Genomic DNA, 25340 nt, shown 5'->3' on the forward strand with positions numbered 1-25340 from the left:
ACAAACAGGACGGTGTTATGATGATTGCGACTTTCTCCTTGTCCCCGGCAGGGGCCAAGCGTCTGATTGCCCGTGGACTCATAAATGAAGCAGTATTTCAGCAGGCCATGACCCATGGCCGGATGATTATCGGCGTGGGCACTACCAACTCATATATCGCTGAGGAACTGGGTTTGCTATCTGCTGATGAGAAACCCCGGTTTGCGGCTGGTATCGTAAGCGGCGGAGTACCCTGCGTTACTGCTGCTGATACCCGTTTTACCAGCATCTGCCTGGAAAACGGGCGCATCATAAAGGATATCTCCTGGGAAGAGTTCATAATGGACTTTAACCGGGATGATGTCTTCGTCAAGGGAGCCAATGCCTTTGATGCCGATGGTAATGCCGGGGTGCTGTTGGCTAACCCCAGGGGAGGTACGGTAGGGGGCTCCTTCGGGGTCCTGGCAGCCCGTGGCTGTAAGCTCCTGGTACCGGTTGGCCATGAGAAGTTGATCCCTTCCTGTACAGCGGCTGCCCGGTTGATGGGCATTAACCGGCTGGATTACAGCCTGGGGCAGCGCTGCGGTTTGGCGCTCCTGCCCGCAGGCTTTGCCCAGATATATACCGAAATAGATGCCCTGAAGACTTTATTCGCTGTGGAAGCTACGATTGTTGCTGCCGGTGGAGTAAGCGGTTCAGAGGGATCAGTGATGCTTGCAATTGATGGCCCTGATGAAGCAGTAAAAGATGCTCTGGCCCTGGCCCGCACCCTGCTAAAAGAAAAACCCCTGTCCGTGCCCAGACAGTCCTGCAAGGATTGTCAGGCCAGTGGCAACTGCGTCTTTAAGGAAATTCCCCCAATAGATTAAACGATATGAAATAATCATCTGCATTCGTTACGGAAAGTTGGTATTTTGTTGAATTATAGCAATAGTCAAGGCAGATATCGCCATACAGTGATAATTATTTTGGCCGTAATGTGGGTTTTGGTTTATCTACAGCGTACTAACATCGGAGTCTTGCTGGTAGACCAACGTTTCCTGGAGGAAATGGGCCTGGTTGGACAAGCAGCGCGGCAGGGAATGTTGATGACGGTTTTTCTGCTGGTTTATTCCTTATCCAATATGCTATCGGTCCCCGTCAGCAACCGCTTGGGACCACGACGTTCCTTGCTTCTGGGGGTTATTGTCGGTGCTCTGTCTATGCTGGCCGGAGGCTGGGTGGCTTCTTTTGCTGCCCTTATCCTGGTACGGGTTATACTAGGACTGGCCCATGGCATCTATCACCCTAATATAAGTCTGCTGGTTAAAAACTGGACTCCCCCACAGGAACGAGGTACGGCCAATGCTGTTGTTGGGGTAGGCGGCTGCCTGGCGCTTATTGTGGCCCTGCCGCTCTATTCCTGGATAAATTGGGGGGTTGGTTGGGAATACAGTTTTTTTATTCCCGGGCTGTTAGGTTTGCTGGCGCTTATACCGCTGGGGTTTAGCTGGATATCTGACCAACCAGGCGATAATCCTTATATATCCACCCAGGAAGCTCAGTATATAGTTTCCCATAACCAGGATAGCGATACCCCAAGAGATACCCCAGGGGATGAATCGGCAGTAGATACCCAGGGGATACGGGAGCTGTTGAAAAATACCTCTTTTTGGTTGATGGCCGTGATTTATACCGCCTTTTTGTGCAGCTGGTGGGGACTGATGACCTGGATGCCACAATATCTGGTGCAGGCTCGAAATTTTGATATCAGCGGTATGGCCGGTTATATATCTCTGGCCTATGGAGTGGCAGCAGCCGGCATACTTATCGGAGGTCGACTGGCAGACCGGGTGCAACCCCGAAGTGTTATCGGGATAGCAGCCTTATGTGGTGTAGCCTTGACTACCCTGGGCATTGCCCTGGTGCCTTCACCCCTTGGAGCAGTGGTGTTTATGACCCTGGCAATAGGTATTAACGAATTTGTCTATCCTACCGTATGGGCCATTATGCAAACATCATTACCTTCTCATCTGCTGGTAACTGGTTCCGGCATAGTCAGCGGGGTAGGAAATCTATTATCAGCTATTTCACCTTTTATTCTGGGTTGGTTAATCCAGGTGAGCGGCAGTTATACTGGTGGACTGCTATTTTTGGTAACCATGGCCACACTGGGAGCAGTATGCTGTGTTTTGCTGTACCGCCAGGATGCCTCTGCTCATTAACCCGCCAGGGAAACAGGGGTCAGCCACGGCAGCCACGGGGACGGTTCTTGTGGCTGGTCCCCATATAGTTAACTTCATCCCAGCTATCGGGTTGTCCATTTATATAACTACGCTCCCAGAATTAGAAATTATGATTGCGCTCCACCGATTCTGGGTTTTGCTGACCCGTTATCAGCATTACCGGCTATAGAGTATGAGAGTTTCGCTAATCAGCTTTACTTTTCGATTTTTACGGCGGTGCCGTAGACCAGCATTTCTGCGGCCCCACTCATTATCTGGGAACTACTAAAACGAATTCCTACAATAGCATCGGCATTTAGTTTTTCAGCTGCCTCTATCATACGATTTAGAGCCTCTTCCCGGGATTCCACCAGTAATTCACTGTAGCCCCTTAACTCTCCACCTACCAGGGATTTTAGACCGGCTCCAATATCCCTTCCCAGATGTTTTGCCCGGATGGAACTTCCGCGAACCAGGCCCAGAGTTTTGCTTATTTTATATTCCGAAAGATGGTCGGTAGTAGCCATAAGCATAATATTCATCTCCTTTAATTGATAATCAAAAATCTTTATTTTTAAATATATACCAGGAGCCCATCAGAATAAATAGAGCCAAAATTAAAATAACTATCATGGCAGTTGTTTGTATTGAAGAAGTAAAAAATATATCTACACCGGTCATATAGCGGTAGATGTTTAAATAAAGCATTCCAGATATCTTTCCCATTAAGCCTAATGCCACAAATACAATTACCGATGCTATAACCGGCTTAATAACATCATTGAATATAATAGAGAAAAAAACTACCACAGAATACAGAAATAAAGAGCTAATACTTAATTGCAGGCCGTACATCAGAGCTTGTTCCAGACTAAAATTAAATTCATTAAATAAGGCTATAATAACCGGCAAAATACTGCCGGCAGCGATTATCAGAAATATACTGAAAAAGCTGGCCAGGATTTTACTCAGGAATATCTGTTTACGGGTCCGATTGGACAGGAGAAAATAGTTGGTATTCTGTTCTGTTTCCCGGGCAAAAAGAGGAAAAGTCAAGATTATAATGGCCAGAAGAATCAACTGATAAAGGTTTTTCCCGAACCATTGTGACCATATATAAAAGTCAATATTATTAAAGAGTTCTAAAAGCTGTTGATTCAGTGTTTCCATATCGAAAAGTTGATTCAGAAACGGGGCCTGTTTCAAGCCCTGCTCGATTTGCGCTATATCGGCTACGGTCTTAAACCACTCATAATTGGACAGTACAAAATAACCTGTCAATAAGGTAAGAAATAATAATATTGTTCCCCGCCAGCGTAAATCCCACAATTCTTTAATCAAGAGACTCATTCCTCTTCACCTCCATTTTCCATCAGTATCAAGAAAATATCTTTAATATTTACATTTTCAGGATTTAGGAAAGCAAAATCAGCCTGCAATTTTTGCCTGGCCTCCATCCCGCCCTGACAGAGAATAAGAGATTGCTTATGCTGATGGTGAGTGGCAATAATATCAAGGGTCGATGGAGGTATAGCAGAAATTTTGCTTTTTTCCAGTTTTAAAAGAAAAAGTTCGCTTTTCAGGTCATCCAGGTTGCCATTAAGCACCATATGTCCCTTACGCAACATAGCAAGAGAATCAACGCTTTCTTCTATTTCTCCCAACTGGTGAGATGAGAAAATAATAGTCTTGCCCTGCCCGCTCTTTTCTTTTATCAGCTGCAGCATTTGTTCCTGCATGATTGGGTCCAAGCCCCGGGTAGGTTCGTCCAGGATAAATAAATCGGCTGAACGGGCAAAGGTTAAAATAGCATAAAGCTGGGTTTTCTCTCCATAGGAAAGCGTGGATATTCTTTTTTTGCCTTCCAGGGGGAAAATATTCTTTAACTCCAATGCCTTATCATTATCCCAGCCCGGAATTATACCACTGGCATAGTCCAGCATTTTCTTGACCGTCATATTATGGTAAAGGTTTTTATTTTCTGGCATATATGATATTTTAGCCTGCAGCTTTTCTCTTTCAAAAGGCCTGTGGCCTAATATCTCAATATAACCCATATCCGGACGGACTATATCCATAAGCAGTTTCAAAAGGCTGGTTTTCCCTGCTCCATTAGGACCTAAAAGCCCGAAAATACTCCCAGCTTCAAGGGATAAATCAGTAATTTGCAGAGTAAAGCTGCTGTTTTTATAGCTTTTGCAAAGTTCTTTTATTTTCATCGTGTACATGCTATTCATCACCTCCATATGCTCTATTAATGCTTTGCATTACGAGTTCGGTAAATTTCTGGCGGGATACTTGGTAATTCCGGGCGATGTTTACAATTACGGCCATTTCCTTAGCGAGTATTTCTAATGCCTTTTCTTCCATGGTTTTTTTATCAGAATCTTTAATAAAGTAGCCTACCCCCGGGCGGGAATAAATATATCCTTCGTTTTCCAGCTCTCGGTAAGCTCGGGCTACTGTATTGGGGTTAATTTTTAAATCACGGGCCAATTCCCTGATGGAAGGGATAAGCTCATCCCTGCTCAATTTGCCACTAATAATATCCCCCTTCATACTCTGAGCTATCTGTTGATAAACAGGTTCACCCGAGTGAAAATCTACTTTTACCCATATCAAGCAAGTCACCCCCTGTGCTGCACCATCTGTATTAATAATGTTAATACAGATGGTGCAGCATTGTCAATTGCATAATCATTAATAGCTTTATATTATGAATATCTGCAAAAGTATGAAGAAAGCGAGTATAAACAAAAATGGGGGAAGAGGTGAGCGAACTGGGGTTATATATCGCCACTTTAAAAGGGATAGCGGTAGTAAACTTCGTCCCAGCTATCGGGCTGTCCATTTATATAACTACGCTCCCAGAATTGGAAATTATGATTGCGCTCTACTAATATTACCGTAGTTAAACAAGTACCATAATCAGGACTCGTGACAAATATGGGGGCCAGCATTCTTTCCATTTCCAGGCTAACACCGGTTTGGGGTAAGTCCTGCTCATCCGGCAATTCCTGATTGCTCATCATGGCAAACAGCTGCTCGGCTTCAATATCATCATGCTGTATAAGTTGGGCCATTGCCTTTATTCCCTTGCTTACTTTAGGCCAGGGTGTATTGAGCAAAGCATTGCTTAAGCCATGAATACCAGCTGGAATTTGGCGAATAATTTTTTCCCGGTTGGAGTAGTAATACATTGAATCATTGGTTCCCATTAATAGATTGAAGCCGTTATAAGCACTGCCTCCGTTAGGCAGGTCGGCTGTATAAGTCTTTGGCGCCAGATTACTGTTCAAATAATCTTTAACCAGGTGCCCCCTTGACCTGGCCTCCGGTCTAAAACTGGAAGGATCCCGGTAATTGGTCAAAGCAGCAAAACATCCATTGGTGGTTATCCCCATCCAGGTACCACCTTCCTTCAGGTCTCTTCCTGCCAGAATATCGGGATGATCCGGCCAAAAAGCGGCCGCTGCCGTGGGACGCTGGTAAAACTCATCCCGGTTGGCTGCTACCACTAACCTGTAACGGGGATGACAATCATAAGCAAACAATATTATACACATAATTCCTCCCGATTTACCCACCCGTCGGCAGGAGAAATCCGCCACTGTTTTATTTACTCCCTCCAGCCATGTAATGCCCTTGGCGAGTATATTTCGATGATAACACTAATAATCCCTGTTGTCAGAAATTATGGCCTTTGGTTAACAAGCACTCGGAGGCATATAAGCGGTCACAACGGCAACACAAAAATGTTTCTTTTTGAATACCCTAATATTGTAAATATACAGGGGGATGATAAAATGGCGAATTTAGCCAAATACAGGTATACCACTGGCCCAATCAGTATCAGCGAGTTTATAAATAACATTCGAATTCTGGTATTAAATAACGGAGCAAAGAAGCACAAAGCGAGAGTTAGAATCTTTAATCTTGATCCAAAACCTAAAAAAGAGGTATTTGATGAAACCTTTACGATTACCGCTAATTCCAAAATCCAAACGGAATTTATCCCCATGTTTAATGCATTTGAAGTTCAAATTCTAACGGATAGCCCCCGGATTCTGATCTGGGTAGGCGGACGCTCCGGCAATGAGAATCTGGAAGGGAATATAATATTGCATAAAGACCTGGTTAGATTCTAGTGCTGGGGTGTCTAGATTAATAATTTGACAATGCCAATATGATAAAGTAGTATGCAAAAAAGCAAAAACCCTCGTGTAATGAGGGTTGGTATTTTTAACCTGGCGCCAGTGGGCGGATTCGAACCGCGACCTGCTGATTACGAATTACCAATTGGTGGTATTGTTTAGTATTCTTAAATATCAGAAGCCCCCGTTCCATGCGGTTTGGGGGCTTTGTTTTTCTTACTTGGTATCATTACGTATCGGATGATTTCATCCCGGTTGCTGCACGCGTTGCTGCACAAAAACCATCCCTCTATATTACTTTGGATTCCTATATTGCTTGATACGTGTGATCAACTGGGAATGTTGCAGGATGCTGGAACCAATAACTTTTGCGGCGCACAAGACCTATTTATGAAAATGGTAAGTACAGTTCTGGAAAACGGTTTAAAAGCTGAATTAGGCGAGAAGTAAGATTACTCCAAATATGACTGCCACAATAGCTATAGCGAGAAAACCATGAGAACCGGCTTCGGAGAATGAGATGTCGTTGTTCCTAAAGATAGCCATTTTAATACGCAACTCATTAAGAAACAACAGTAACTCTTACTGGCGACTATGCTATTATTCAGCTAAGTACCTAACAGGTCATAGAATATCAACGTTTTCAATGACCATAAGGGGCGAAAAAACTATATATATTTCCTGGGGGGTCCAGGTAGTAATAAGGCAAATTTAATTATTTTTCGATGCCCAACCCCTCTTAATTAAAACATTAAATTCTATATGTTTTCCAGTAGTCTGTATAATTAAAACTTACACAGTTTGGCCATTATTGTAATATTTATTTCTTCAATTCAATTAGTATCTTAAATGGTTATTTAATATGAGACTACCAATAATGTCTCTTCCTTTGCTACCAAAAACTATGGGCAATATTGTTTCTGACCTATTTCTTATTAGAATTGCCTGATTGCCGTTTTTCCCAATCAGAATATTCCTTTGCCTTGTTGGCTGGGATTACAACAACTTTTTTCTCCAAAAAATCAGTGTTTAGCTTAAAAGCTTCGTTTGCAAACCTCTTCTCGGAAAATCCTCGTTTCAAATGGGTCTCATTCAAAATGATACCCTTTGAACAATCTTAACGTTTGTTTACCTAACACTAACTCGATCAATAGTCTTTAGTCATGTTCTCCCCTAATATTGCAGCTATAGGCTGGAGCATAACTTCTTTTGTTAATAAACTATTAGGTGCATCTTCTGTTATACTCAACCATTTCTCTAAAAGCCTAATGTATAGCGTTTTTGCCAAGTATAACAAAAGCCGCATTAAGGTACTGTTATACAACGTGCAGGTTATGTTATATTAAGATACAAAACCCTGTATACAGGGTTTTGTAGGCACGTTTGATTTTTAGGATATTAATCTAATTCTTTAACCGAACATATTAAGTCGTCTTTAACAATGGCTATACATAGGGCTTTATAAATTTATTACCTGTTAAATATAACATTTTCCGCACCAAGTATAACAAAACCTGCACTAAAGGTTCTACGAGACTAACAATGATTTTAAGGCTACTTATTCCACACGAAAGAAACTTATTATATACCACAAGGCAACACTAAATGCACCAAAAAACTGATCCATCATATAGAGCGGCTATTCCGATCGGGAAATAATACTAAAAGCCATAATAATAGGCGATCTATTTTTTATGTTTACGTTTACAGAAAGATATGACGCACAGGGGCAGGGATTTAATCCCTGCCCCTGTGCGTCTGGCCTGAAATTGTTCGAGATTTATATCTATGCTTTTTGGCGTGATCCAACTACCAGTAGTTCTTGTTGTCGCCTGTAAGTAATTCTTTATGACTTTATACCGAGTCTTTTAAAAGCTCTTGTAACAATGGCACCCGTTATATATTTAGGATTAGAATTCTGTATCTCAATTATTACGTCCCTTGCCTCCCGGGCAGGTAGACCTCCAGATTCTACTAAGATGCAGATAAGCTCTACCCCCCAAATTAATGGTACCCCTTCCGCCTCGCATTTCTGTCTCAAAGGTTTATCATTTGTAACACAAGTCCAACCATTTTGTTTGGCCATTATAAGACATAGTTTATCTTCAAAAGATAAAGAACTCAGCTCTTCTTTCACTGCCAACGCGACCTGCTCTAATTCTGGTTCAACAAGCTTTATACCCGATTCATTACAATAATCTTCGTTAATCTCGCTAACCTCATTAAAAATAGGCGTAGGCAAATAAATCTGACCTACATAGTTACATATCAAACTAAGTAACGATATGTCAGTTACACAAAAATCGATCAGAACATTTGCATCAAGTATTAACAAAGATCTCTTCTTTTTCCGCATTTGCCTATACCCATGAAGAAACTAATTCTCTCATCGAACCAAGATCGATTTTAAGAATCTCTGCTCCCCGACTCATTGTAATTTTGTCTTTCTCGATTGCTTGCCGTACCAGCCTAGATAAGCGATCTTCAATAAAGTGGGACGACAAGAGCGAATTAGGTTCCCTTGACCGCAGAGCTTCTGGCGAGTGTTGAAATTTATCTTGGGTTAAGGCCTCTGGTTCATCTTTAATCCCGAGGCTTTTCCCGGTTTTAGCTTTATAGGCTGCATAAAACCTTCCCCAAATACCATTCCCATATTTTTCAGAAAGCCGATATAACACAGTCTTGTAACTAACCTGGAATATCCCCTTAACCTTAAATACCCTGTTAACCAAAGGTACCCCATAAGTATCTTCCCATTCACGCCAAAAGGCTTCTTCGGGCATTAGGAAATACGAAGCAAAGATATCCGCTTCTTTCTCTTCAGCTTTATTCTCGACACTCTCATCAATGTTATAAGAATCCAAATGCAGAAGTAGATGTCCTAATTCGTGAGCAGCACTAAAGATCCATCTTTCAACCGAAATCCGGTCCCAAACATTAACAATAATTGCCGGTCCCCCCTCATCTTTTGCAACGGATAGCCCAAAGAACTTATCGGAGGTCAGCTTATATGGATATACTTTTATTCCACCTGATTCTAGCAAACCGGCAATATCCCGAATGGGTTCTTTTGGTTTTAATTTAAGTGTCACTCTAGCTTCTTTAGCTGCAAATTTAGCCCGTTCTTCTCCATCAGGGAGTGAATCAAGACGATTAGCGAGAGCCTGGAATTTATATTCCTTACTGTCATTTAATACTTTTTCCAAATAACTAAAATCATCTAGCCACCGCGCTACCTCAATCAAGATGCTTTCCCTACTATGCATTTTCTTTAAGGCTCTGAATCTAACCTTTTCCATAGTTCGAACAGAAACGAAGAGATCTTGAAGCTTAATTCCGGCTCCTAATGCGATGTTCTGTAAAGTCGAAACTTTCGGGGTTGATTTACCGCTTTCAATATTCCGATAAGCTACTCTAGAGATTCCAGCCATGTTGGCCATCTCCTCTTGAGTATACCCCTTAGCTTCCCGAAGTCGCCGTAGATTCATAGCAATATTATTTTGATCCATATTCACCATCTCTTTTTTTATTATTTACTATATTATATCATAAATTCATTATTTGTATGTATGATAACTCTACTTGTCTTAAAATAATTTTGGGTTTATAATTGCAGTGGGTAACTAAATGCTTGAAAGGGGTAATGACATTTGAAAGATCAGAAAAGTAAGAAGAACATCGGCCAGGATGTCCTTCTTACTAAGTTTTCAATTGCTAGCGAAAGTAGATAGAAAGGTCCGGGGACCCTGCTATCTCGCCATGTCCGTAGGAATTATGCCATATGACTATTCCCTTGACAAGCTTAATAAGGTATTTCGCTATATTTTACATAATTCCTTCCGGATTTGTGCTTAGTTAAGAAAAAAATTACTGTTTCTTAACTAAATCCCCAATATTATTAGAAAGGTAAGGTACAAATCATGATGGAAAAACACAATCACAACCACCACTCAGAGGTTTACGATCATGGCCATGGTAATGAGCATGGCCACGCTATAACCACTATTTACGTTAATGACAACCCTGTTTTAATCCACAAAGGAAATCAAACTATAGCAACAATAAAGCAAGCCGCAAATGTCCCCTCCACAGACATCTTATATCTAATGCCGCATTATGAGACTGCTTTGCAGGATACTGAAACCATTACCATCAAAGGCGGGGAACGGTTCAAGTCTGCTGCACCTTCTGGCAGTTCGTCTTAAGGAGGGGGTAACATGCATTATCAACCAGAGGAACTTGCTATCTTAAGAGAAAACTTAAACTCCGATGTTCGAGAGATCGACGAGGCTGGCTATTGCTTTATTTACATCCCGGGGCTTAATATGCCCCCGGGATGTGCTCCGGAAAAAACTGATGCATTACTTTGTCCGATGCCTCATAGCGGTTATACTTCTCGTTTGTTTTTCAAGGACCGTATTCAAACAGTTAAACAGGTCAACTGGAACGGCGAGGTTTTTGTATTAGGGCATAAGTGGTATGCATTCTCTTATCAAAACATTGAAAATATGCCGATGCTGGATATGGTTATAAACCATTTAAGGGGGTTAGTCGCTTGATACAACTTAGAATGACTCAGTACCTATTTCAAGGAATAAAGAATGACTTGTCTCGTCCCCATAAATACGCCTATGAACGAATGGGCTATGTATTTATCAAGCCTTCTGGTAAGTCTGTCTTGGTAGTGACCGGTTATGAACCTATTCCTGATGAGTTCTATATAAAAGATCGGACCGTTGGGGCCCGTATTGACCACCGTGGTATTGCATTAGCTATGAAAAGGGCAGATGAAAACAAAGAAGGCATTCTCCATACTCACATACATGATAAGACAGGGATTCCCAGGTTCAGTACGGTCGATGAAACTGATCACTTAAATTTTTTAAGGTCTTTCAGAAATGCCGAACCAAATATGCCCCATGGATTTTTACTATTAAGTAATGATAAATTGATGGCTCGGGTCTGGTACCCTCAGAGCGAATCATTCCAGAATATTTTTCGGTATACCATTGTCGGAATGCCTCTTGCTTTTAACTGGATAGGAGCATTCCTGTAATGCTTAAGAACGGTCTTTGAAAAAAGAGACGCCCATCAATACAATTGAATTGTGCTGATCCCCACAGAAAGGCACAAAACAAAAGATTGAGGAGGCGTCCCTATATGAAAAATACACAAAATCAAAAGATTTCGCAAATCAAATTTGAGACTCTGGTCGTTGGAATTGACATTGGCAAAGAGACCCACTACGCAAGAGCCTTTGATTACAGAGGGATGGAGCTAGCCAGGCTTCTGTCGTCATTACATCAAACAAGGGACCGGAAGACTGGGGAGATATTCTGGGTGATCCGGCGATTACAACTGCTATTTTGGATCGCTTAATCCACAAAAGTGAGGTCATCCACTTAAGCGGCGACAGCTATCGTTTGAAACATCGCCAAACCATTTTTGGCAATAACTAGGTGTCCAAAGTTATTTATCATTTTTTGTTCATTTTTACTTGACAGTTACAACTGGCCATGAGATGCTGATACGGGTTCATATTAAACCCGCGATCGGTAATATAAAATTGGCGAAACTGCATCCCCATCACCTTCAGAAGCTGTATAACGATAAGATAGAGAACGGTCGTCATGACGGTCGGGGTGGATTATCAGCCAGGACGGTCGAACTAATCCACATCGTGCTGCATTCGGCCTTATCACAGGCTATTAAAGAAGGTCTGGTAGTTCGAAACGTAAGTGAGGCCACTAAGCGTCCACGACGCGAGAAGAAGGAGATGCGTGTACTGACGGAAGAACAAACAAGGCTTCAGGCGGTTCTCAATACCGAGCGCTTGGGAACGGCTTTCCTGGTTGACCTAGGGACTGGTATGCGCTGTGGGGAACTCCTGGCATTGAAGTGGGAGAATGTCGATCTTAACGAGGGTGTAATTCGCGTCCAGCAATCTTTGACCCGAATCCGGGTTGAAGACAGTTCTTTAAAAACTGAGTTACGCTTCCAACCGCTGAAAACAGTCAAGAGTAGACGAAGTATCCCAATACCTCAATCGGTAATTGCAGCTCTTAAGAGTCATAAGTCCCGTCAGAATCAGGAGAAACTGAAGGCTGGAGCTGCATATAATGATCTAGGCCTAGTGTTTTGTACCGAACTGGGACAACCCATTGATCCTCGAAACTTGACTCGAACTTTTAATAGGCTTCTGGAACGAGCTGGCATACCAAAAGCAACATTGCACTCTATGCGACACTCTTATGCTACCCGCTTATTGGAAATGAATGAACACCCCAAAGTAGTACAGGAACTGATGGGGCACTCCCAGATCAGCATGACACTAGACACATACAGTCATGTTATGCCAGAGATCAAACAGGCCGCAGCAGCGAAGCTGGACGATCTGCTGATAACAAAAAGTCCTCCCGCAGAGGAAGGACACAAGTAAGAAGTACCAATATATACCCGTCGGGGCCGACACCTCGGCGGGTATTTCTATTTATTAAAGGGCTGTTAAATCCTCGGTTGCTGCACGGTTGCTGCAAATCGCCTTCGACACAGAAACCTGGAATAACTGTAACCCCCAATAATCCTGGAGCCGATGGCCGGATTTGAACCGGCGACCTGCTGATTACGAATCAGCTGCGGGTAAAAAATGATTGATTGTAATGTACGATTAAAAATGCTATACACATCCCAAAATATCAGCATTATTACATAGTACAGAATTCATTTTTGTCGATAGCATTCATCAACTTTTTTATTAATGTTTGTGTCATAAATGTGTCGTTTCTTCTTCCGTGGTTAGAGGATCTATGAGTAATCTTTTAAAAAGCTTCAACTGTTACGGGTATTGTTATACCTACCATATTGGCAACGGGTGTATAAATATCAACATCTTCAGCCGAGGTAGTAATAGATACTATAAGGCTATATCGTGCTCGTTTACTAACTCGTCCTAGGTGTGCTCTCTCTCTCCACCATCCTATTATAGGAAAAATAGCGATAACACCCGATTCAGCTAGTTCCCGAGCTGTTCCTTGCCAAATATCAGAATGTATAGAGCCTTTGTCTCGTCCAGTAGAACCTATCAACCAATGCTCTGCTGCGCTTTGTGTACCAGGATGACCCGCTTCTTCGGTACGAACTGCTGCATTAATACGCCGAATGAATTGATCTATATCTTCCGTAGGTGATTTAACATCAAACCGTAAGCCATATGAAGCGTATCTATAACGATCTTTCCATCCAATCTCCCCTGGTCCTGGTTCTACGAAATATGATAGGGTAACTCTCATCCTAACCTCAGTATTATCTGGTAATGATTCCAGGGCTTCTTTAGGCCATGGTAAGTCATAAAGATGCATTTCTTTGGTTCTGTATCCACTATTATCATCTTTTTTCTCATAAGGCTGAATTTCTGCCTCAGAAATCAGCGTCAATGAATTGCTGGCACTATACAGTGCTCGATCAAGATTAGGTATCCCATATCCACATATACGTAATAATTTAGCATATGATCCTTTGGTTTCATCCAGCAGAAACTGTAGTTTTAATTGATCTGTCCACTCTGCAGAATGAACCATTAAGGCCCTAACTGTCTCTGGCCAGCTATGGGGGTAAAGACTGTAAATCTGAGCTGCTAACCAGGCAGCTTTTGCGGTGGCAGCACTTGTCATGTTATGAAATGCGAAATAAGTTCTTGTTGGATCATAGAAGGTGGAAAGAAGTGAAAGGTCGTAGCTTTCATCATAATTACCCTGACCATCATGAGAAAGATTTCCCCCTTCCATCACTATGTCTGGTTTATTCGGCCATTTATTATCCCATGTAATCGAAGTAGTAGTAAAAGGAGAAAGTTGTCCTGATCTAGCTACCGGTAAATAATCCTCCAATGTAGGATCTATAATGTCGTCGAGTTCAGTAAATGCCCCTACAGTCAAGGTGTTCCATGACTGGGCTGGATCATGAACCGAATCTGTAAGTTGTGCGTTCGGGTAATCCAAAGCGAGTTGTAAATCAGTTATATTTCCAACACATACGATAAATAATCGTTTAACATTATCTTCCTCATGAGCGCCTGAGGCCAAATTATCTATCTGGCCGGACCATGAACTCGGACGTCCTCGATCTCGGGTATCGGTAGCAGCTATTGCTAAACAACATATCCGAATTCTATGTGGGGCTTGAATCTCAGCTTTACTTACTGCTTGGGCTGTAATATGACCCCAGAGTTCCGGACTATTCGTGTGCGGTGGCCTTGGTAGAATTTTCACCGATTCCAAGCGATGGGGTATTTTAATTGTTTGTTCACTAACAAGGCATTCTTCTAGATTACCGAAAGTTACAATTCCTCCCATTAAGGTTCCATGTCCATCATGATCATCTTCACCCCAATGAGGTTCAACTGTTAAACAGTCTTCATCTCTTAATACGGGAGATAATAAAGGATGCCCATTATTAATACCTGTATCAAGAATACATACGCTTAACCCAGCATCATCGACAACTTCCAAGCGTCTTTGTAAGTCACGGAGCCAATCAGCTTGCTCTCGCTTAGGCATACTTACCCAGAATGATGCGGTCTCTTTTGCACGTCGATATTCTGCGATGTAATCATATTCTCTGGTAAGAAGCTCCAGATCTTGCCTATTAGCCAATATTAGTTTAACCATTCGTTCTGGAAATCGAATAAAACCTGTTGCTGACTTAATGTTTACCTCAGTTAATATATGCTCAAATTCAGCCAAGATATCTGGATTGTCACTGCTCAACCACACTTCGCACCATTCTTTACTATCCTTAGGTACAAGTTCTGGAGAATCAGTCCAGAATGACTGAATTAGGAGGGCCTTCCGTATTTCCGCTATACTGTTAATAAGGTCTATGTGTTTTGATTCTTTCGCATATGCTTCAATTTTATCCAGAAAATGATTTTGCTTATCATGGGATACATATACTGTAGCGTAGGTAACTTTCTGGTCATCTTCCAAGTCTTCACGCACATTAAGCAACCGTACCTTTTTTGAGCGGAGATCCTCAAGACTCTTGGTAACTAATTCTGCACCAGGATCACTTTTGAACTCAATATAAATGCCGTTCCGATCCCTATGTATATTAGCCTGTTCACCTTCAGCTTGCCGCCAGGCCTCCCCAAACTGCCTGGTAAGATCTGCGCTATGCGTATCAGCGTCCTTTTTAAGACTGGGGTCCTTGTTGACAACTTTAGGGGGAGTAGTAAATCCTTGAGCCTCCGGTCCATTCTCCAAAAATATGTGCCTATACTTCTCTACTGGCATTAGTACTTATACCTCCCGGCCTTGATACGCGGTATGCCGTTCGTTTAGTACTTTGGTTAAATTATTAATGCTAATACGATTTTTATTTTCAAGTACCGCGGATTTCATAGCATCTCTACAGGCCCTATCGATTTCAGCATGGCTAAGACCTGAAGCAGCCGCTGCAGCCTTTTCAAGTGGGAATCTTTTATCGATAAAAGCTCCTAGCAAATTTGCAATCAAAAGGGAGCGTTCTTCTTGCCCAGGGAGTTCATAATTAATAACATCATCAAAACGCCTGAACAAGGCACGGTCTAATAGACGTAAATTGTTAGTAGCCGCAATTATAAGGTTATCTGAATTATCATTTTCTATGAACTGAAGAAATGCAGTTAATACCCTTCGCATTTCCCCTACATCATTTTCTAAACTTCGTTCACTACCTATTGCATCGAATTCGTCAAACAGATATACCCCTGGGATCTCACGTATTAGATCAAATATCTGACGTAATTTCGCACTGGTTTCACCCATAAATTTAGTTACCAAACGGTCTATTTGAATTGTATGGAGCGGTTGGCTAAGTTCAGTGGCCAGCACCTTTGCCGTCATGGTCTTACCGGTCCCCGGTGCACCCGTAAATAGAATCTTACGCCGATGCAAAAGCCCATAACGTTTAAGCTTGTTCTGCTGGCGAAACTCAATTATAATACGTTCTATTCTGGATTTCATATCTTCGTTAAGTACTAAAGCACTTAATGGTATCTGTGGTTCTTCCGTGAAAATAAGCCCGCTAAGTTCAACAGGTAGTCTTGTTATCACTGTAGGTCTTGATTTAGCCTTATCAATTAGTTTACGAATCTCATGAGCCATTTCAGTGTGGCCCTGGCGAGCTTCATGAGCAGCTATCTGAAGAGCAATAGTGACAAACTGCTCCGAGTTATCACTAAAATGGTTCCTTATTAATGCTTTAATTTGCTCTGCTGTTGCCATTTCTTAGCACCTTTTCCTTCAGTGTTTCTAAGACTATCTTACTTCAAGACATATAATTTTGCACCTAAGGGAATGAATCTTCGTATTGATAGACACGGGCAACTATTAGTTCGCTAATAAATAAGAGTAACAATAGTTAAATTATCTCCTCCAGCAATTGCCCATTCTCCTTCAACCAAGCCTTAGCTTTATCCATCGTTGGAGTTTGCGCTCGAATGATGTTCCAGAACCGGGGTGTATGGTTGGCCTCCAGAAGATGCGCCAGTTCATGGACAATGACGTAGTCAATGACAAACATAGGTGCTTTGATAAGTCGCCAGTTTATATTGATGTTATTATTTATGGTGCATGAACCCCAGCGATAGCGGTTATCTACGATTTTTACATTATTGACTTCGACCCCTAGATTGAGGGCATGCTTCTTAACCCGTGGAATAATCTTATTTTTGGCGCGAGTTATATACCAGTCACGTAATGCTTCTGTTCTGTCTGCAGTAAAATTGGCCGGAATAAGGAAACGCTGAGCAAATTGCACTTCCTCTAATCCTGACTTGACTACCTCTATTCTGTAATTTCGGCCTAAATAGAGAGCAGATTCTCCGCTTACCAGCTCTTTTCCCGGAGGATGTGGTAAGCCCTGGTATTTTTGAGGATTACCAAGTTTTTCATAAATCCATTGTCTTTTGGATTCAACTACTTCTGCTATCTTTTCATTTGAAATACCTTTTGGTGCATGAACTATAATGCTTCTATCGCGGTCAACAGTAATCGTAAGCTTTCGCCGCTTGCCTGACCTTTTTATGTTATATTGCAGATTCATTATTATCACTCCGCGTACAAAATTATGTCGTTATTCTTTTCTGCTATTTCCATTATTCGGCTGATAATATGATGACGGTTCTTTACAACATTAGGTAATATTATGTATTCTTCTGACAACAACATTCGTTGCAACTCCGCTTTTAACTTGTTACGGGCAGGGATACTTCCCCAAAACCCGGTAAGTTTTAATTCACGTTCTACAATAAAAAACGCCTCTTGAGTCAAATCCACTAGTAGGCTAATTTTGTCTTCTTCATTTACAGTATATGTACCCTTTCCATCTGCAGCCTCAAATTTCGTCTTGCCGTGGTCTGCATCACCTGCACCAAATATTTCTTTATTAAACATCCTAAAAAATGGCATTTGCTTCTTTCTGTGAAGACCATAGGTAGGTTCCTTACTCGCATTAATAATACGGATTCGCAGTTTCTCTAACTCCTCATATATTTTCTGCCAGTTATCACGAAACTGTTGAAATATCTCCGCTAGTGCTGCAGAGAAGGACGCTTGCAGGTCAGGATCATCGTCCAGTTCAATATCAAGGTGGTGCCGGATTGCATGCTCCACTTCAGCTGCTTTGGTTTTGGCACGATTTCGTTTTCCGACCTGCTTTTCAAAGTCGTCATCAAGAATGGAAATAGGTTTAACCTTTACATCAATGCCTTTCGACTCCAGATACTGGTCGGTAATGCTGCGCAGCTTTGGAGGAACGTCTTTCATACTTAGGCGCTCATCACGAAAATGTTTGGCGGCCAAAACATTAATTTCATTAAGGGCCTGGTAATCTGCCATATATTTTAAGGCCTCGCGAGAAGGAAACACCAGGTTCAGGCACCGTGTAAACTGTTTGAATACCAACATAAAGTCAAAGCGGGCATCTTCGTCATAAAACAGATCAAAAAACGCATCATAATCAGATAGGTCCTTAAGACCATAATTGCTTATAAGTTCCATAACAGCCTTATGACTGGTAACGAGATCGCGTAGTTCTTCTTCGGGGAAACTGAGGGTATCAATTACCTCTTTTTGCTCCCTTTCATCGTAGTTATCAATAGCCCTTCTTAAATGATGACCAATACCAACATAGTCAACTACATACCCCTTATCCTTACCAGTGCCACTTACACGATTAACGCGAGCGATAGCCTGGAGGAGGTTATGAGCAACGATCACCCTATCAAGATACATCACCTGTTCGACCGGTGCATCAAAGCCAGTCAGCAGCATGTTATTAACTATGATAATACCCATGTCACCGGTAACCCCGTTCTCTTCGGCATCAAAAGATAATTTAAAACTCTTTATACTAACCTCATGCTTGGACTTGTCTGAGTACACTTTCAAATGCTTTTTGTCGTTATGATTGCCGGATATAATGACATCCGTCTTAAGCTTTCTGAGTCTATCTAAATCAAGTCTCAAAGGATTGTTGTTTTCCAATTCGATAATAGCGTTAGACAGAGCCGCATCAACGAACTTCTTATAACGTACTGCTGCCTCACGTGACGTGGCAACAATTTGTGCTTTAAACCCATTGGGGAATACATGAGTAAGATAGTGAGCTACCATGTCTTCCGCTTTAGCAGCGATAGTAGGCTCAGCTTCGAGGTAGGCTTCACGGGAACCATAACCTAAAATCTGCAGCCTTTGCTGAAGATTGTAATCACTAAAAACATCCTCAAAGGCAGCATCCATTTCTTCCTGATCTGTTACTTCAGCATTATGAGTACGACCTTCATAAACAATCTCCAAAGTCACACCGTCTTCAATGGACTGTCTCATGGTATATTTATCTATGTAGTCACCGAATACGCGTTCAGTTTTATCAATCGGGGTACCTGTATAGCCAATACGGGCAGCGTTAGGTATGCCTTTATCGAGATTTGCTCCCAGCATGGCATATTGAGAACGGTGAGCTTCATCAGTCATTACCAGAATATATGGGCTAGTATTTAATTCCGGAAAGGTCTCAGTAAGATCTGCTTCCCGGAACTTATGTATCATAGCCATAACCAGATCAGAGGAATCGGAACGCATAAGTGTTTTTAAATTCCGGATGCTGTCGGCTACCTTAACTGTAAATCCGATACTTTGACTGGTTTCGGATAGCTGTTCCTCCAGTTGGGTACGGTCGGTGACAAAAATCACCTTCCATTTTGAAAGCTCAGTATGGCGATACATTTCGCGAACCATGAACATCATAGTTAATGATTTTCCAGAGCCTTGAGTATGCCAGATTATGCCGCTTCGTTCACGCGGGGTTTTTCCCTCCAATAGCCTTTTTACAGCTAGTTTGACAGCACGGAACTGCTGATAACGTCCCATAATTTTTATGGTTTCGCCTTTGTCGTTGGCGGAAAAGAGGGTAAAGGTACGTATAAGATCGAGTAAATTATCGTGGTCCAACATACCAGCTACCAATCGTTGTTGGTCATTAGGGCTGCTGCCTGCATGGTCCAGTTCGTCAATTGTACGGGGATAAGGATCAGCCCAACGATAAAAGTATTTCTCACTATGTGTAGTTATAGTACCAAACTTGGCTTCATTACGGCAGGTCGCAATAATAATCTGATTATAGTAAAATAGCGGTGCGCTACCTTCACCCTTTTCACCTCGCTGTTCACTGTAGCGCATGAGCTGGTCTATGGCTTCGGGAATGGCGTCTTTAACCCTGGGTGATTTACATTCGATAGCTACTACCGGTAATCCATTAAGGAATAGTACAATATCAGGGATAATATGATGTTCAGTACCCAGTATGCGGACCTTAAACTGACAAACAGCAATAAAGCGGTTATTATCCCGGTTTGCAAAGTCGATATAATGTACCGTGGGGCTTTTTTCTCCGGTATGGCGATTCTCGCTGACACTGGTGTTTTCCAACAGTAAGTCAAATACATATCGGTTATTCTGAATCAGACCTGTTCCTGGAAAACTGCCAGTTAGTTGTTTAATTACCTCTTCTATCTGATCCTCTTCCAACCAGGGATTGATAACCGTAAGTTGTTCTCGGAGAATCGGTAGCATGACTACATTGGTAAAATCGTCGCGATAGCTATCCGTTGGAAGCTGTTGTCGGTCAAGGTCGATGATTTCCCAACCAAGCCCTGCAAGCTGATCGAGAAGAGGTTTTTCTACACTGTTACGCTCGTCGATCCTTATGTACTCAGGTGTTTTGTACTGACTCATTAGGTAATCACCTCCGTTTCATTTATCAGCGGAGTGACTCGTTTCTTCCCCGAGAGAAGGTCTTGCATAAGAGCGGTTTTCAGGGAGTGAAGTTTATATAAATCTCTTTTTGTATTGAGCTTAACTAGCTCTTGAGTATCCAATACCTTCCCGATTTTTTCACGCTCATCTTTGTTTGGCCTTGGCAAATTTAAAGTCCTCATTTTCTTAATACCAAAAGCTGCTTGTGATGTGCTATGGATTTCAAGTTCAACCATTTTACTAACAATAGGTGATGATATCCACCAATAAAAAAAGGCAGGAGTCTCTCGGGGTTTAAGTAATATAACGTTAGCACTTAAGGCATATTGCGTAGAAGTAGGTAAACGGCTTGGCATTCCGATAGTACCTATTTTACCGAAGATAAAATCACCTTCAGAAACAGAAAAAGAATCCTGTTGTTTCTTAAAGGCTTTTATTGATACTTTTCTAGCGTTAGTAAAGTCAATACTTCCATCATTATTAAAATTACTAACACCGATATACGGAATACCACCGGAAACTTCTTGTGGGGTGCGGTGATCTGGCTGCGGATCAATAGCTTCGATTAAATCACCCAAAGGAATAACATCCCACTCCACCGGAATCCTACCTAAGGGGGAGTCTTTAAATTTATGGGTTTGTTCCGAGCGAATATTACCGTATTCATCGATACCACGGGTGAGAAGTTCTTGCATCAGACCAGTTTTAATACGCTGTTGCTTGTTAATCAAGGCTTCAATTTGTTCAATTGCCTCATCCACCGTTGATAGGATCTTAGCAATTTTAGTCTGTTCAGGTTTGGAGTACTTTAAAATTTCGATGTTACCGAGAATTTCTTTATCTACGTGGGGAATACCAGAACCTGATGTCTGCCCTTTAAGAAAAAGTTCCCAGTTCTTAACTGCGTAATAAAAGTATTGGTTATCGTATGTGTCATCGTGCCAGATTCGTACCATGGTAGATGCAAGGACACCTTCTCTAGCTCTAAAGAACTCTCCTGCATTTGATCCGTCCCATAAGAGAATCGTATCACCATCTTTAACCCGAACTGCATTTGAGCCGGGGAGGACAGGTTCTGCCAAATTCCTTCCTCTCAAATATTCTGGCGTTAGATATAACTCAGCGTTCTGTTCAAAGAAAGGTTGCTTGGCAGGAGGCTTACCTTTCTCAATAGTCACTATTTTCCGCAGTTGTGTTTTTTCGCACTCTTTAGGTTTCATAACAAATACCCCAACCCTTTCAAAAAACCCTCTAGAGTCTCAATAGTTGCGGCCCGTTGTTTTTCCAATGCTTTGCTGGAAACGGCATATTTGTCCCAGAGATTTTCTACCACCTGAATAAGCGCTCGTTTTTCAGAATTAAGATAACGGTTCAATTCATTCTGAGCCAGATCATAGAGTTTCTTCAAAATAAGTTCCTGGGCTTCTTCTTCAGTGAGCATTCCGCCGATAGTCGAAAGAATACTATCAGTCTTGGCAATTCTAGCCTCAAGAGCATTTCTGTCCTTATTCAAGGCTATTATTTTTTTCTTATCTGCCTTTTTACTAGGGTCTAGGTCTGCTAATTGCTTATCCACCTGCTGAATAAGTTCCCAGCTTTCTAATTTAAAACCATCTCCTCCCAGGCGTTTAAGCTGGATCTTAAACTCTAATTCATCAGTTTTTCTCTTTAACAAGGCTTTACTATACTTGATGCGCTTCTCGATATCATTAATAGCCTTTTCCTGGGATTTAAGCTGTCCATGCTCCTTACGAGCTGATTCTCCTTCGCTACCTTTAAGGTCATTAATCAGATCTTTAAGTACCTTCTTAATTATAGTTGCAGTTACTGACTCGTCCTCTTCGGGCTCATAACCAGCCACTTCCTGTGCCGTTTCAACAGCTTCATCCAATTCACTTTTTATCTCACTGATCTCTGCTTCTAATGTCTCAATTTCATCGGCCTCCGACTGGAAGTATTCCGATATTAAATATTCGTCAGGTATAAGGCTATGGTGCCATCCTGTTGAAATGATGGTCTTTAGGTCGTATCTGATCTGCTGCCACCAGTTCACGAATACCCCAGCACTTTTGAATTCATCAAGTACTGTTAATGGTATTAGCTTGTTCTTAAGCATAATCAGCAGTTCCTGACGGACTTCCGGCATCCGTTTTCCGTTACGTAGTCCGCTAAATATATCACGGGCAACCGACCACCAATTCTCCAGTGCATCACCATGTTTATTAAAAGTCTGTTGAAGTGCAGGATCCGATTCGAGTATAGTCTTGATTCCGGTTTTATCAGTGATGGAGTCTATAAATGTAAGATAACCGAGACGTTCAGGTTTAAACAAAGTGTCATACTGGACCCCGAAACGTTCAAAATCTTCGGCCCTTGCGGTAACTTCAGTTCCTGGAATTCCGCCGATCAAATGAGCTTGTACATCCTCCGGTTCGGGCTCCGGGGTATTGTCTACATACCTACGAATATTAAGATTATAGTCATGGGGTTCCACGATTTCTTCCTTGGTAACCAGGCGGCTGTATTTAGGAATTTCTAGCTTGTTAGTGAATACGAAATCAATTTTTTCAATATCTTCAGGGCGTAGCTTATTCTGCGCCTTACCTTCGGCGTACTCTCGGTCGGCATTGATAAATAAAACCTTATTTTTCAGTGAGTCTGGTTTACTCTTGTTACACACCAATATACAGGCTGGTATACCTGTTCCATAAAATAATCCGGGTGGCAGACTAATAATAGCCTCAATCACATCGTCATTAATCAGTATCTCGCGGATAAGTTTTTCTTTACCGCCTCGGAATAAAACACCGTGAGGCATAATGGTTGCCATATGCCCATCAGGTTTAAGACTGGCCAACATATGCTGTACAAACATAAGATCAGCCTTTTTACCTGTCTCAGGACACCATTCCCAGAACCGATTAGAAAATTTCATGTTAGCTCGGCTGTAATTTTGGGAAAAGGGCGGATTAGCTAGTACTCGCTCAAATGTACGTATTTTGCCCTTATCTAAAATGAGCGGATCTTCCAGTGTGTCACCATTTTCTATCGTAAATCGTGTAATATTATGGAGTATCATGTTCATATTGCAGATTGACCAAACGGTACCGTTGGAGTCCTGACCGAACAGTGCTAAGTCGTTAGGGTCTTGGCCTTGCTCTTCAACATACTGATAAGACTGAATTAAAAAACCTCCAGAGCCAACTGTTGGGTCGTATATTGTATTTCCTGCCTCCGGTTTCGTTAACTGCACCAATAGCCGCACTACTTCAGCAGGGGTATAAAATTCCCCACCTTTCTTCCCGGCACTATCGGCAAAATATTTGATCAAGTATTCGTAGGCAGCACCTAATAAATCTGGAAACTCAAAATTATCATTTACCAGAACGAACTGTGGTTGATTAAAATGATCGATAAGGTCTTTCCACTTCTGATCAGGGATCTTAGTTTTGCCTTTAACAGCATTAAAATCAATGTTGTTTTTTAGAACTCCAGCAAGAGCATCGTTTTCCTCTTCTATAGCAGCAATTGCCTTGTTTAACATATTTCCGATATCATACTTCAGATCCTTTAGGGCAGGGACTGTATCACCATTTTCATCTACCCAGGATTCATGCCAGCGAGCACGTACAGGAACAAAGAAGGTTTCACCATACGAAGTTTTATCTTCAAGGAGTTCATGTATTAAATCTGGTTGATCCTTAAGGTGTGCAAAGTCCTTTTTAATCAGCTTCTGACGCTTTAGGTCAAACTCATCCGATAAACGCTTAATAAACAACATACCAAAGATGAATTCCTTAAACTCTGAAGCATCCATCTTACCGCGCAGAATATCAGCAGCCTTTAAAAGGAAATGTTCAAGCTGAGATAGTGTGATTTTTTCATTAGCCAATGATTCTCCTCCTTGTTACTTTAAAGCATTGACATACGTAAATATAATTAATCCCCTAACTATAACCAATTCTCCTCATTAATCTGGATATCCTGCTATTATGATGTTGATTGGTAAATGTATATAAAACACCGGGGATTGAAGAAGTAAACGAACATAAAATAATAGCTCATCATCCTCAACTCCCCGGTAATGAGTTCAAATTAATTTGTAATCCTATAGCTTAATTCTTAGCAAAAAGTGCTTTGAGATTACTCCATACACCAGTACCAACCATTTCATCTGCAGTGGCTAAAACGTTTTTTATAACTTCCATTATGTCATCTTGGCCAGCCCAGTGTTTCCTAACTATCTGGGGATCCGCATTGTTAATAATTGAATTTAACGCATAAGCGGTTAATGCTAAATCATCCAAATAACCAATAGGTCCTGCAATGGCTTCCGGCATCAGATCAACTGGTGAAATGAAATATACAATTACACCAGCTAGTTTTGCTTTGTCTGCAGCAGAAACTTCGGGATCTATTATTAATTTACATAAAAGATGAAACATGTCTGGTACCAGCAGAATATACTGAGCAAACTTATGATTCTTTCCATCATCACTCTGAAGCCATTCCATTATCCTGTCTCTTAACTGTTGATAAAAATCCTTATGAACTTGGTCTGTAAGTTGTTTTGTCAAAAGGTATCCGACTCCCTTCAATATTATTTAGATTATTAAGTTCATTCCAGCCAGTGACTCACTCCTTCCAAGTTGTAACTATTATTTTATAGCGACCTAGTGACATTATGACGTCATTCAATATGTAAATAA

At 41.6% G+C, this 25340-nt stretch carries 22 protein-coding genes and 2 pseudogenes; 10 read left to right on the forward strand and 14 right to left on the reverse strand.

What is annotated here, in order from left to right; all coding sequences use genetic code 11:
- Window positions 1–17: 17 nt before the first annotated feature.
- Both SWOL_RS11580 and SWOL_RS11585 read left to right on the forward strand, forming a co-directional pair.
- Complete coding sequence (locus SWOL_RS11580) at window positions 18–848, forward strand: hypothetical protein (protein ID WP_011641614.1); 831 nt, start codon at window positions 18–20, stop codon at window positions 846–848.
- Between the two features lie 108 nt (window positions 849–956).
- Entirely contained in the window at window positions 957–2183 is a 1227-nt protein-coding gene (locus SWOL_RS11585; protein WP_207635295.1) for an MFS transporter, read from the forward strand.
- Between the two features lie 215 nt (window positions 2184–2398).
- Here SWOL_RS11585 and SWOL_RS11590 read toward each other — a convergent pair whose 3' ends face one another.
- The 5 genes from SWOL_RS11590 to SWOL_RS11610 form a co-directional block, all read right to left on the reverse strand.
- Complete coding sequence (locus SWOL_RS11590) at window positions 2399–2716, reverse strand: YbjQ family protein (RefSeq protein ID WP_011641616.1); 318 nt, start codon at window positions 2714–2716, stop codon at window positions 2399–2401.
- Window positions 2717–2741: 25 nt separating this feature from the next.
- Window positions 2742–3533, reverse strand: a complete 792-nt coding sequence (locus SWOL_RS11595; RefSeq protein WP_011641617.1) for an ABC transporter permease — start codon at window positions 3531–3533, stop codon at window positions 2742–2744.
- Complete coding sequence (locus SWOL_RS11600; protein WP_011641618.1) at window positions 3530–4411, reverse strand: ABC transporter ATP-binding protein; 882 nt, start codon at window positions 4409–4411, stop codon at window positions 3530–3532. Before SWOL_RS11600 ends, SWOL_RS11595 begins: the two co-directional genes overlap by 4 nt.
- A 1-nt stretch (window position 4412) precedes the next feature.
- Window positions 4413–4805 (reverse strand): GntR family transcriptional regulator, encoded by a 393-nt coding sequence (locus SWOL_RS11605; protein WP_011641619.1) that lies wholly within the window; start codon window positions 4803–4805, stop codon window positions 4413–4415.
- Window positions 4806–4984: 179 nt separating this feature from the next.
- On the reverse strand, window positions 4985–5749 hold the full coding sequence (locus SWOL_RS11610) for an NRDE family protein (protein WP_041427571.1): 765 nt from the start codon (window positions 5747–5749) through the stop codon (window positions 4985–4987).
- Window positions 5750–5989: 240 nt separating this feature from the next.
- Between SWOL_RS11610 and SWOL_RS11615 the strand changes: the two genes are divergently transcribed.
- Window positions 5990–6331, forward strand: coding sequence for a hypothetical protein (locus tag SWOL_RS11615; RefSeq protein WP_011641621.1), 342 nt, complete (start codon window positions 5990–5992; stop codon window positions 6329–6331).
- A gap of 318 nt (window positions 6332–6649) precedes the next feature.
- Window positions 6650–6787 (forward strand): hypothetical protein, encoded by a 138-nt coding sequence (locus SWOL_RS11620; RefSeq protein WP_162010618.1) that lies wholly within the window; start codon window positions 6650–6652, stop codon window positions 6785–6787.
- Window positions 6788–8183: 1396 nt separating this feature from the next.
- Here the strand turns inward: SWOL_RS11620 and SWOL_RS11625 are convergent.
- Window positions 8184–8672: a PIN domain-containing protein gene (locus tag SWOL_RS11625; protein WP_242649336.1), complete on the reverse strand. Its 489-nt coding sequence runs from the start codon at window positions 8670–8672 to the stop codon at window positions 8184–8186.
- 25 nt (window positions 8673–8697) lie between these two features.
- Window positions 8698–9846: an XRE family transcriptional regulator gene (locus SWOL_RS11630; protein WP_041427575.1), complete on the reverse strand. Its 1149-nt coding sequence runs from the start codon at window positions 9844–9846 to the stop codon at window positions 8698–8700.
- A 411-nt stretch (window positions 9847–10257) separates the two neighbouring features.
- Between SWOL_RS11630 and SWOL_RS11635 the strand changes: the two genes are divergently transcribed.
- The 6 genes and pseudogenes from SWOL_RS11635 (at window position 10258) to SWOL_RS11655 (ending at window position 12776) form a co-directional block, all read left to right on the forward strand.
- Window positions 10258–10542 carry a hypothetical protein gene (locus SWOL_RS11635; protein WP_041427577.1) on the forward strand — a complete coding sequence of 95 codons (285 nt, stop codon included), beginning with the start codon at window positions 10258–10260 and terminating at the stop codon, window positions 10540–10542.
- A gap of 12 nt (window positions 10543–10554) precedes the next feature.
- Window positions 10555–10896, forward strand: coding sequence for a hypothetical protein (locus tag SWOL_RS11640; RefSeq protein WP_011641624.1), 342 nt, complete (start codon window positions 10555–10557; stop codon window positions 10894–10896).
- Window positions 10893–11393 carry a hypothetical protein gene (locus SWOL_RS11645; RefSeq protein WP_011641625.1) on the forward strand — a complete coding sequence of 167 codons (501 nt, stop codon included), beginning with the start codon at window positions 10893–10895 and terminating at the stop codon, window positions 11391–11393. The genes SWOL_RS11640 and SWOL_RS11645 overlap by 4 nt, the downstream gene beginning before the upstream one ends.
- A 104-nt stretch (window positions 11394–11497) precedes the next feature.
- Window positions 11498–11629 (forward strand): annotated as a pseudogene (locus SWOL_RS15330) (IS110 family transposase); the annotation flags it as partial.
- Window positions 11626–11796, forward strand: a pseudogene (locus SWOL_RS14115) (ATP-binding protein); the annotation flags it as partial. The pseudogenes SWOL_RS15330 and SWOL_RS14115, both read left to right, overlap by 4 nt.
- 62 nt (window positions 11797–11858) lie before the next feature.
- Window positions 11859–12776 (forward strand): tyrosine-type recombinase/integrase, encoded by a 918-nt coding sequence (locus SWOL_RS11655; RefSeq protein WP_011641627.1) that lies wholly within the window; start codon window positions 11859–11861, stop codon window positions 12774–12776.
- Window positions 12777–13155: 379 nt separating this feature from the next.
- On the opposite strand, the gene SWOL_RS11660 is transcribed toward SWOL_RS11655, so the two are convergent.
- From SWOL_RS11660 to SWOL_RS11690, 7 genes are all read right to left on the reverse strand, one after another.
- Complete coding sequence (locus tag SWOL_RS11660; protein WP_011641628.1) at window positions 13156–15627, reverse strand: S8 family peptidase; 2472 nt, start codon at window positions 15625–15627, stop codon at window positions 13156–13158.
- Window positions 15628–15633: 6 nt separating this feature from the next.
- The gene (locus SWOL_RS11665) at window positions 15634–16599 is read right to left on the reverse strand and encodes an AAA family ATPase (RefSeq protein ID WP_011641629.1); all 966 of its coding nucleotides are present in this window, start codon (window positions 16597–16599) and stop codon (window positions 15634–15636) included.
- Window positions 16600–16735: 136 nt separating this feature from the next.
- Window positions 16736–17419: a M48 family metallopeptidase gene (locus SWOL_RS11670; RefSeq protein ID WP_011641630.1), complete on the reverse strand. Its 684-nt coding sequence runs from the start codon at window positions 17417–17419 to the stop codon at window positions 16736–16738.
- A 5-nt stretch (window positions 17420–17424) separates the two neighbouring features.
- The gene (locus SWOL_RS11675; RefSeq protein ID WP_011641631.1) at window positions 17425–20610 is read right to left on the reverse strand and encodes a type I restriction endonuclease subunit R; all 3186 of its coding nucleotides are present in this window, start codon (window positions 20608–20610) and stop codon (window positions 17425–17427) included.
- A complete protein-coding gene (locus SWOL_RS11680; protein ID WP_011641632.1) occupies window positions 20610–21851 on the reverse strand; it encodes a restriction endonuclease subunit S in 1242 nt (413 codons plus the stop codon). The genes SWOL_RS11675 and SWOL_RS11680 overlap by 1 nt, the downstream gene beginning before the upstream one ends.
- On the reverse strand, window positions 21848–24523 hold the full coding sequence (locus tag SWOL_RS11685) for a type I restriction-modification system subunit M (RefSeq protein WP_011641633.1): 2676 nt from the start codon (window positions 24521–24523) through the stop codon (window positions 21848–21850). The genes SWOL_RS11680 and SWOL_RS11685 overlap by 4 nt, the downstream gene beginning before the upstream one ends.
- Before the next feature lie 223 nt (window positions 24524–24746).
- On the reverse strand, window positions 24747–25208 hold the full coding sequence (locus SWOL_RS11690; RefSeq protein WP_011641634.1) for a YkvA family protein: 462 nt from the start codon (window positions 25206–25208) through the stop codon (window positions 24747–24749).
- Window positions 25209–25340 lie beyond the last annotated feature (132 nt).

The organism is Syntrophomonas wolfei subsp. wolfei str. Goettingen G311 (genome assembly GCF_000014725.1).
Lineage (GTDB): Bacteria > Bacillota > Syntrophomonadia > Syntrophomonadales > Syntrophomonadaceae > Syntrophomonas > Syntrophomonas wolfei.

What these genes read in the sequence shown, in the direction of transcription:
- SWOL_RS11580 (WP_011641614.1), top strand. Translation starts at nt 18, where the DNA reads ATGATGATTGCGACTTTCTCCTTGTCCCCGGCAGGGGCCAAGCGTCTG.
- SWOL_RS11585 (WP_207635295.1), top strand. Translation starts at nt 957, where the DNA reads ATGTGGGTTTTGGTTTATCTACAGCGTACTAACATCGGAGTCTTGCTG.
- SWOL_RS11590 (WP_011641616.1), bottom strand. Translation starts at nt 2,716, where the DNA reads ATGCTTATGGCTACTACCGACCATCTTTCGGAATATAAAATAAGCAAA.
- SWOL_RS11595 (WP_011641617.1), bottom strand. Translation starts at nt 3,533, where the DNA reads ATGAGTCTCTTGATTAAAGAATTGTGGGATTTACGCTGGCGGGGAACA.
- SWOL_RS11600 (WP_011641618.1), bottom strand. Translation starts at nt 4,411, where the DNA reads ATGTACACGATGAAAATAAAAGAACTTTGCAAAAGCTATAAAAACAGC.
- SWOL_RS11610 (WP_041427571.1), bottom strand. Translation starts at nt 5,749, where the DNA reads ATGTGTATAATATTGTTTGCTTATGATTGTCATCCCCGTTACAGGTTA.
- SWOL_RS11615 (WP_011641621.1), top strand. Translation starts at nt 5,990, where the DNA reads ATGGCGAATTTAGCCAAATACAGGTATACCACTGGCCCAATCAGTATC.
- SWOL_RS11630 (WP_041427575.1), bottom strand. Translation starts at nt 9,846, where the DNA reads ATGGATCAAAATAATATTGCTATGAATCTACGGCGACTTCGGGAAGCT.
- SWOL_RS11635 (WP_041427577.1), top strand. Translation starts at nt 10,258, where the DNA reads ATGATGGAAAAACACAATCACAACCACCACTCAGAGGTTTACGATCAT.
- SWOL_RS11640 (WP_011641624.1), top strand. Translation starts at nt 10,555, where the DNA reads ATGCATTATCAACCAGAGGAACTTGCTATCTTAAGAGAAAACTTAAAC.
- SWOL_RS11655 (WP_011641627.1), top strand. Translation starts at nt 11,859, where the DNA reads ATGCTGATACGGGTTCATATTAAACCCGCGATCGGTAATATAAAATTG.
- SWOL_RS11660 (WP_011641628.1), bottom strand. Translation starts at nt 15,627, where the DNA reads ATGCCAGTAGAGAAGTATAGGCACATATTTTTGGAGAATGGACCGGAG.
- SWOL_RS11665 (WP_011641629.1), bottom strand. Translation starts at nt 16,599, where the DNA reads ATGGCAACAGCAGAGCAAATTAAAGCATTAATAAGGAACCATTTTAGT.
- SWOL_RS11670 (WP_011641630.1), bottom strand. Translation starts at nt 17,419, where the DNA reads ATGAATCTGCAATATAACATAAAAAGGTCAGGCAAGCGGCGAAAGCTT.
- SWOL_RS11675 (WP_011641631.1), bottom strand. Translation starts at nt 20,610, where the DNA reads ATGAGTCAGTACAAAACACCTGAGTACATAAGGATCGACGAGCGTAAC.
- SWOL_RS11680 (WP_011641632.1), bottom strand. Translation starts at nt 21,851, where the DNA reads ATGAAACCTAAAGAGTGCGAAAAAACACAACTGCGGAAAATAGTGACT.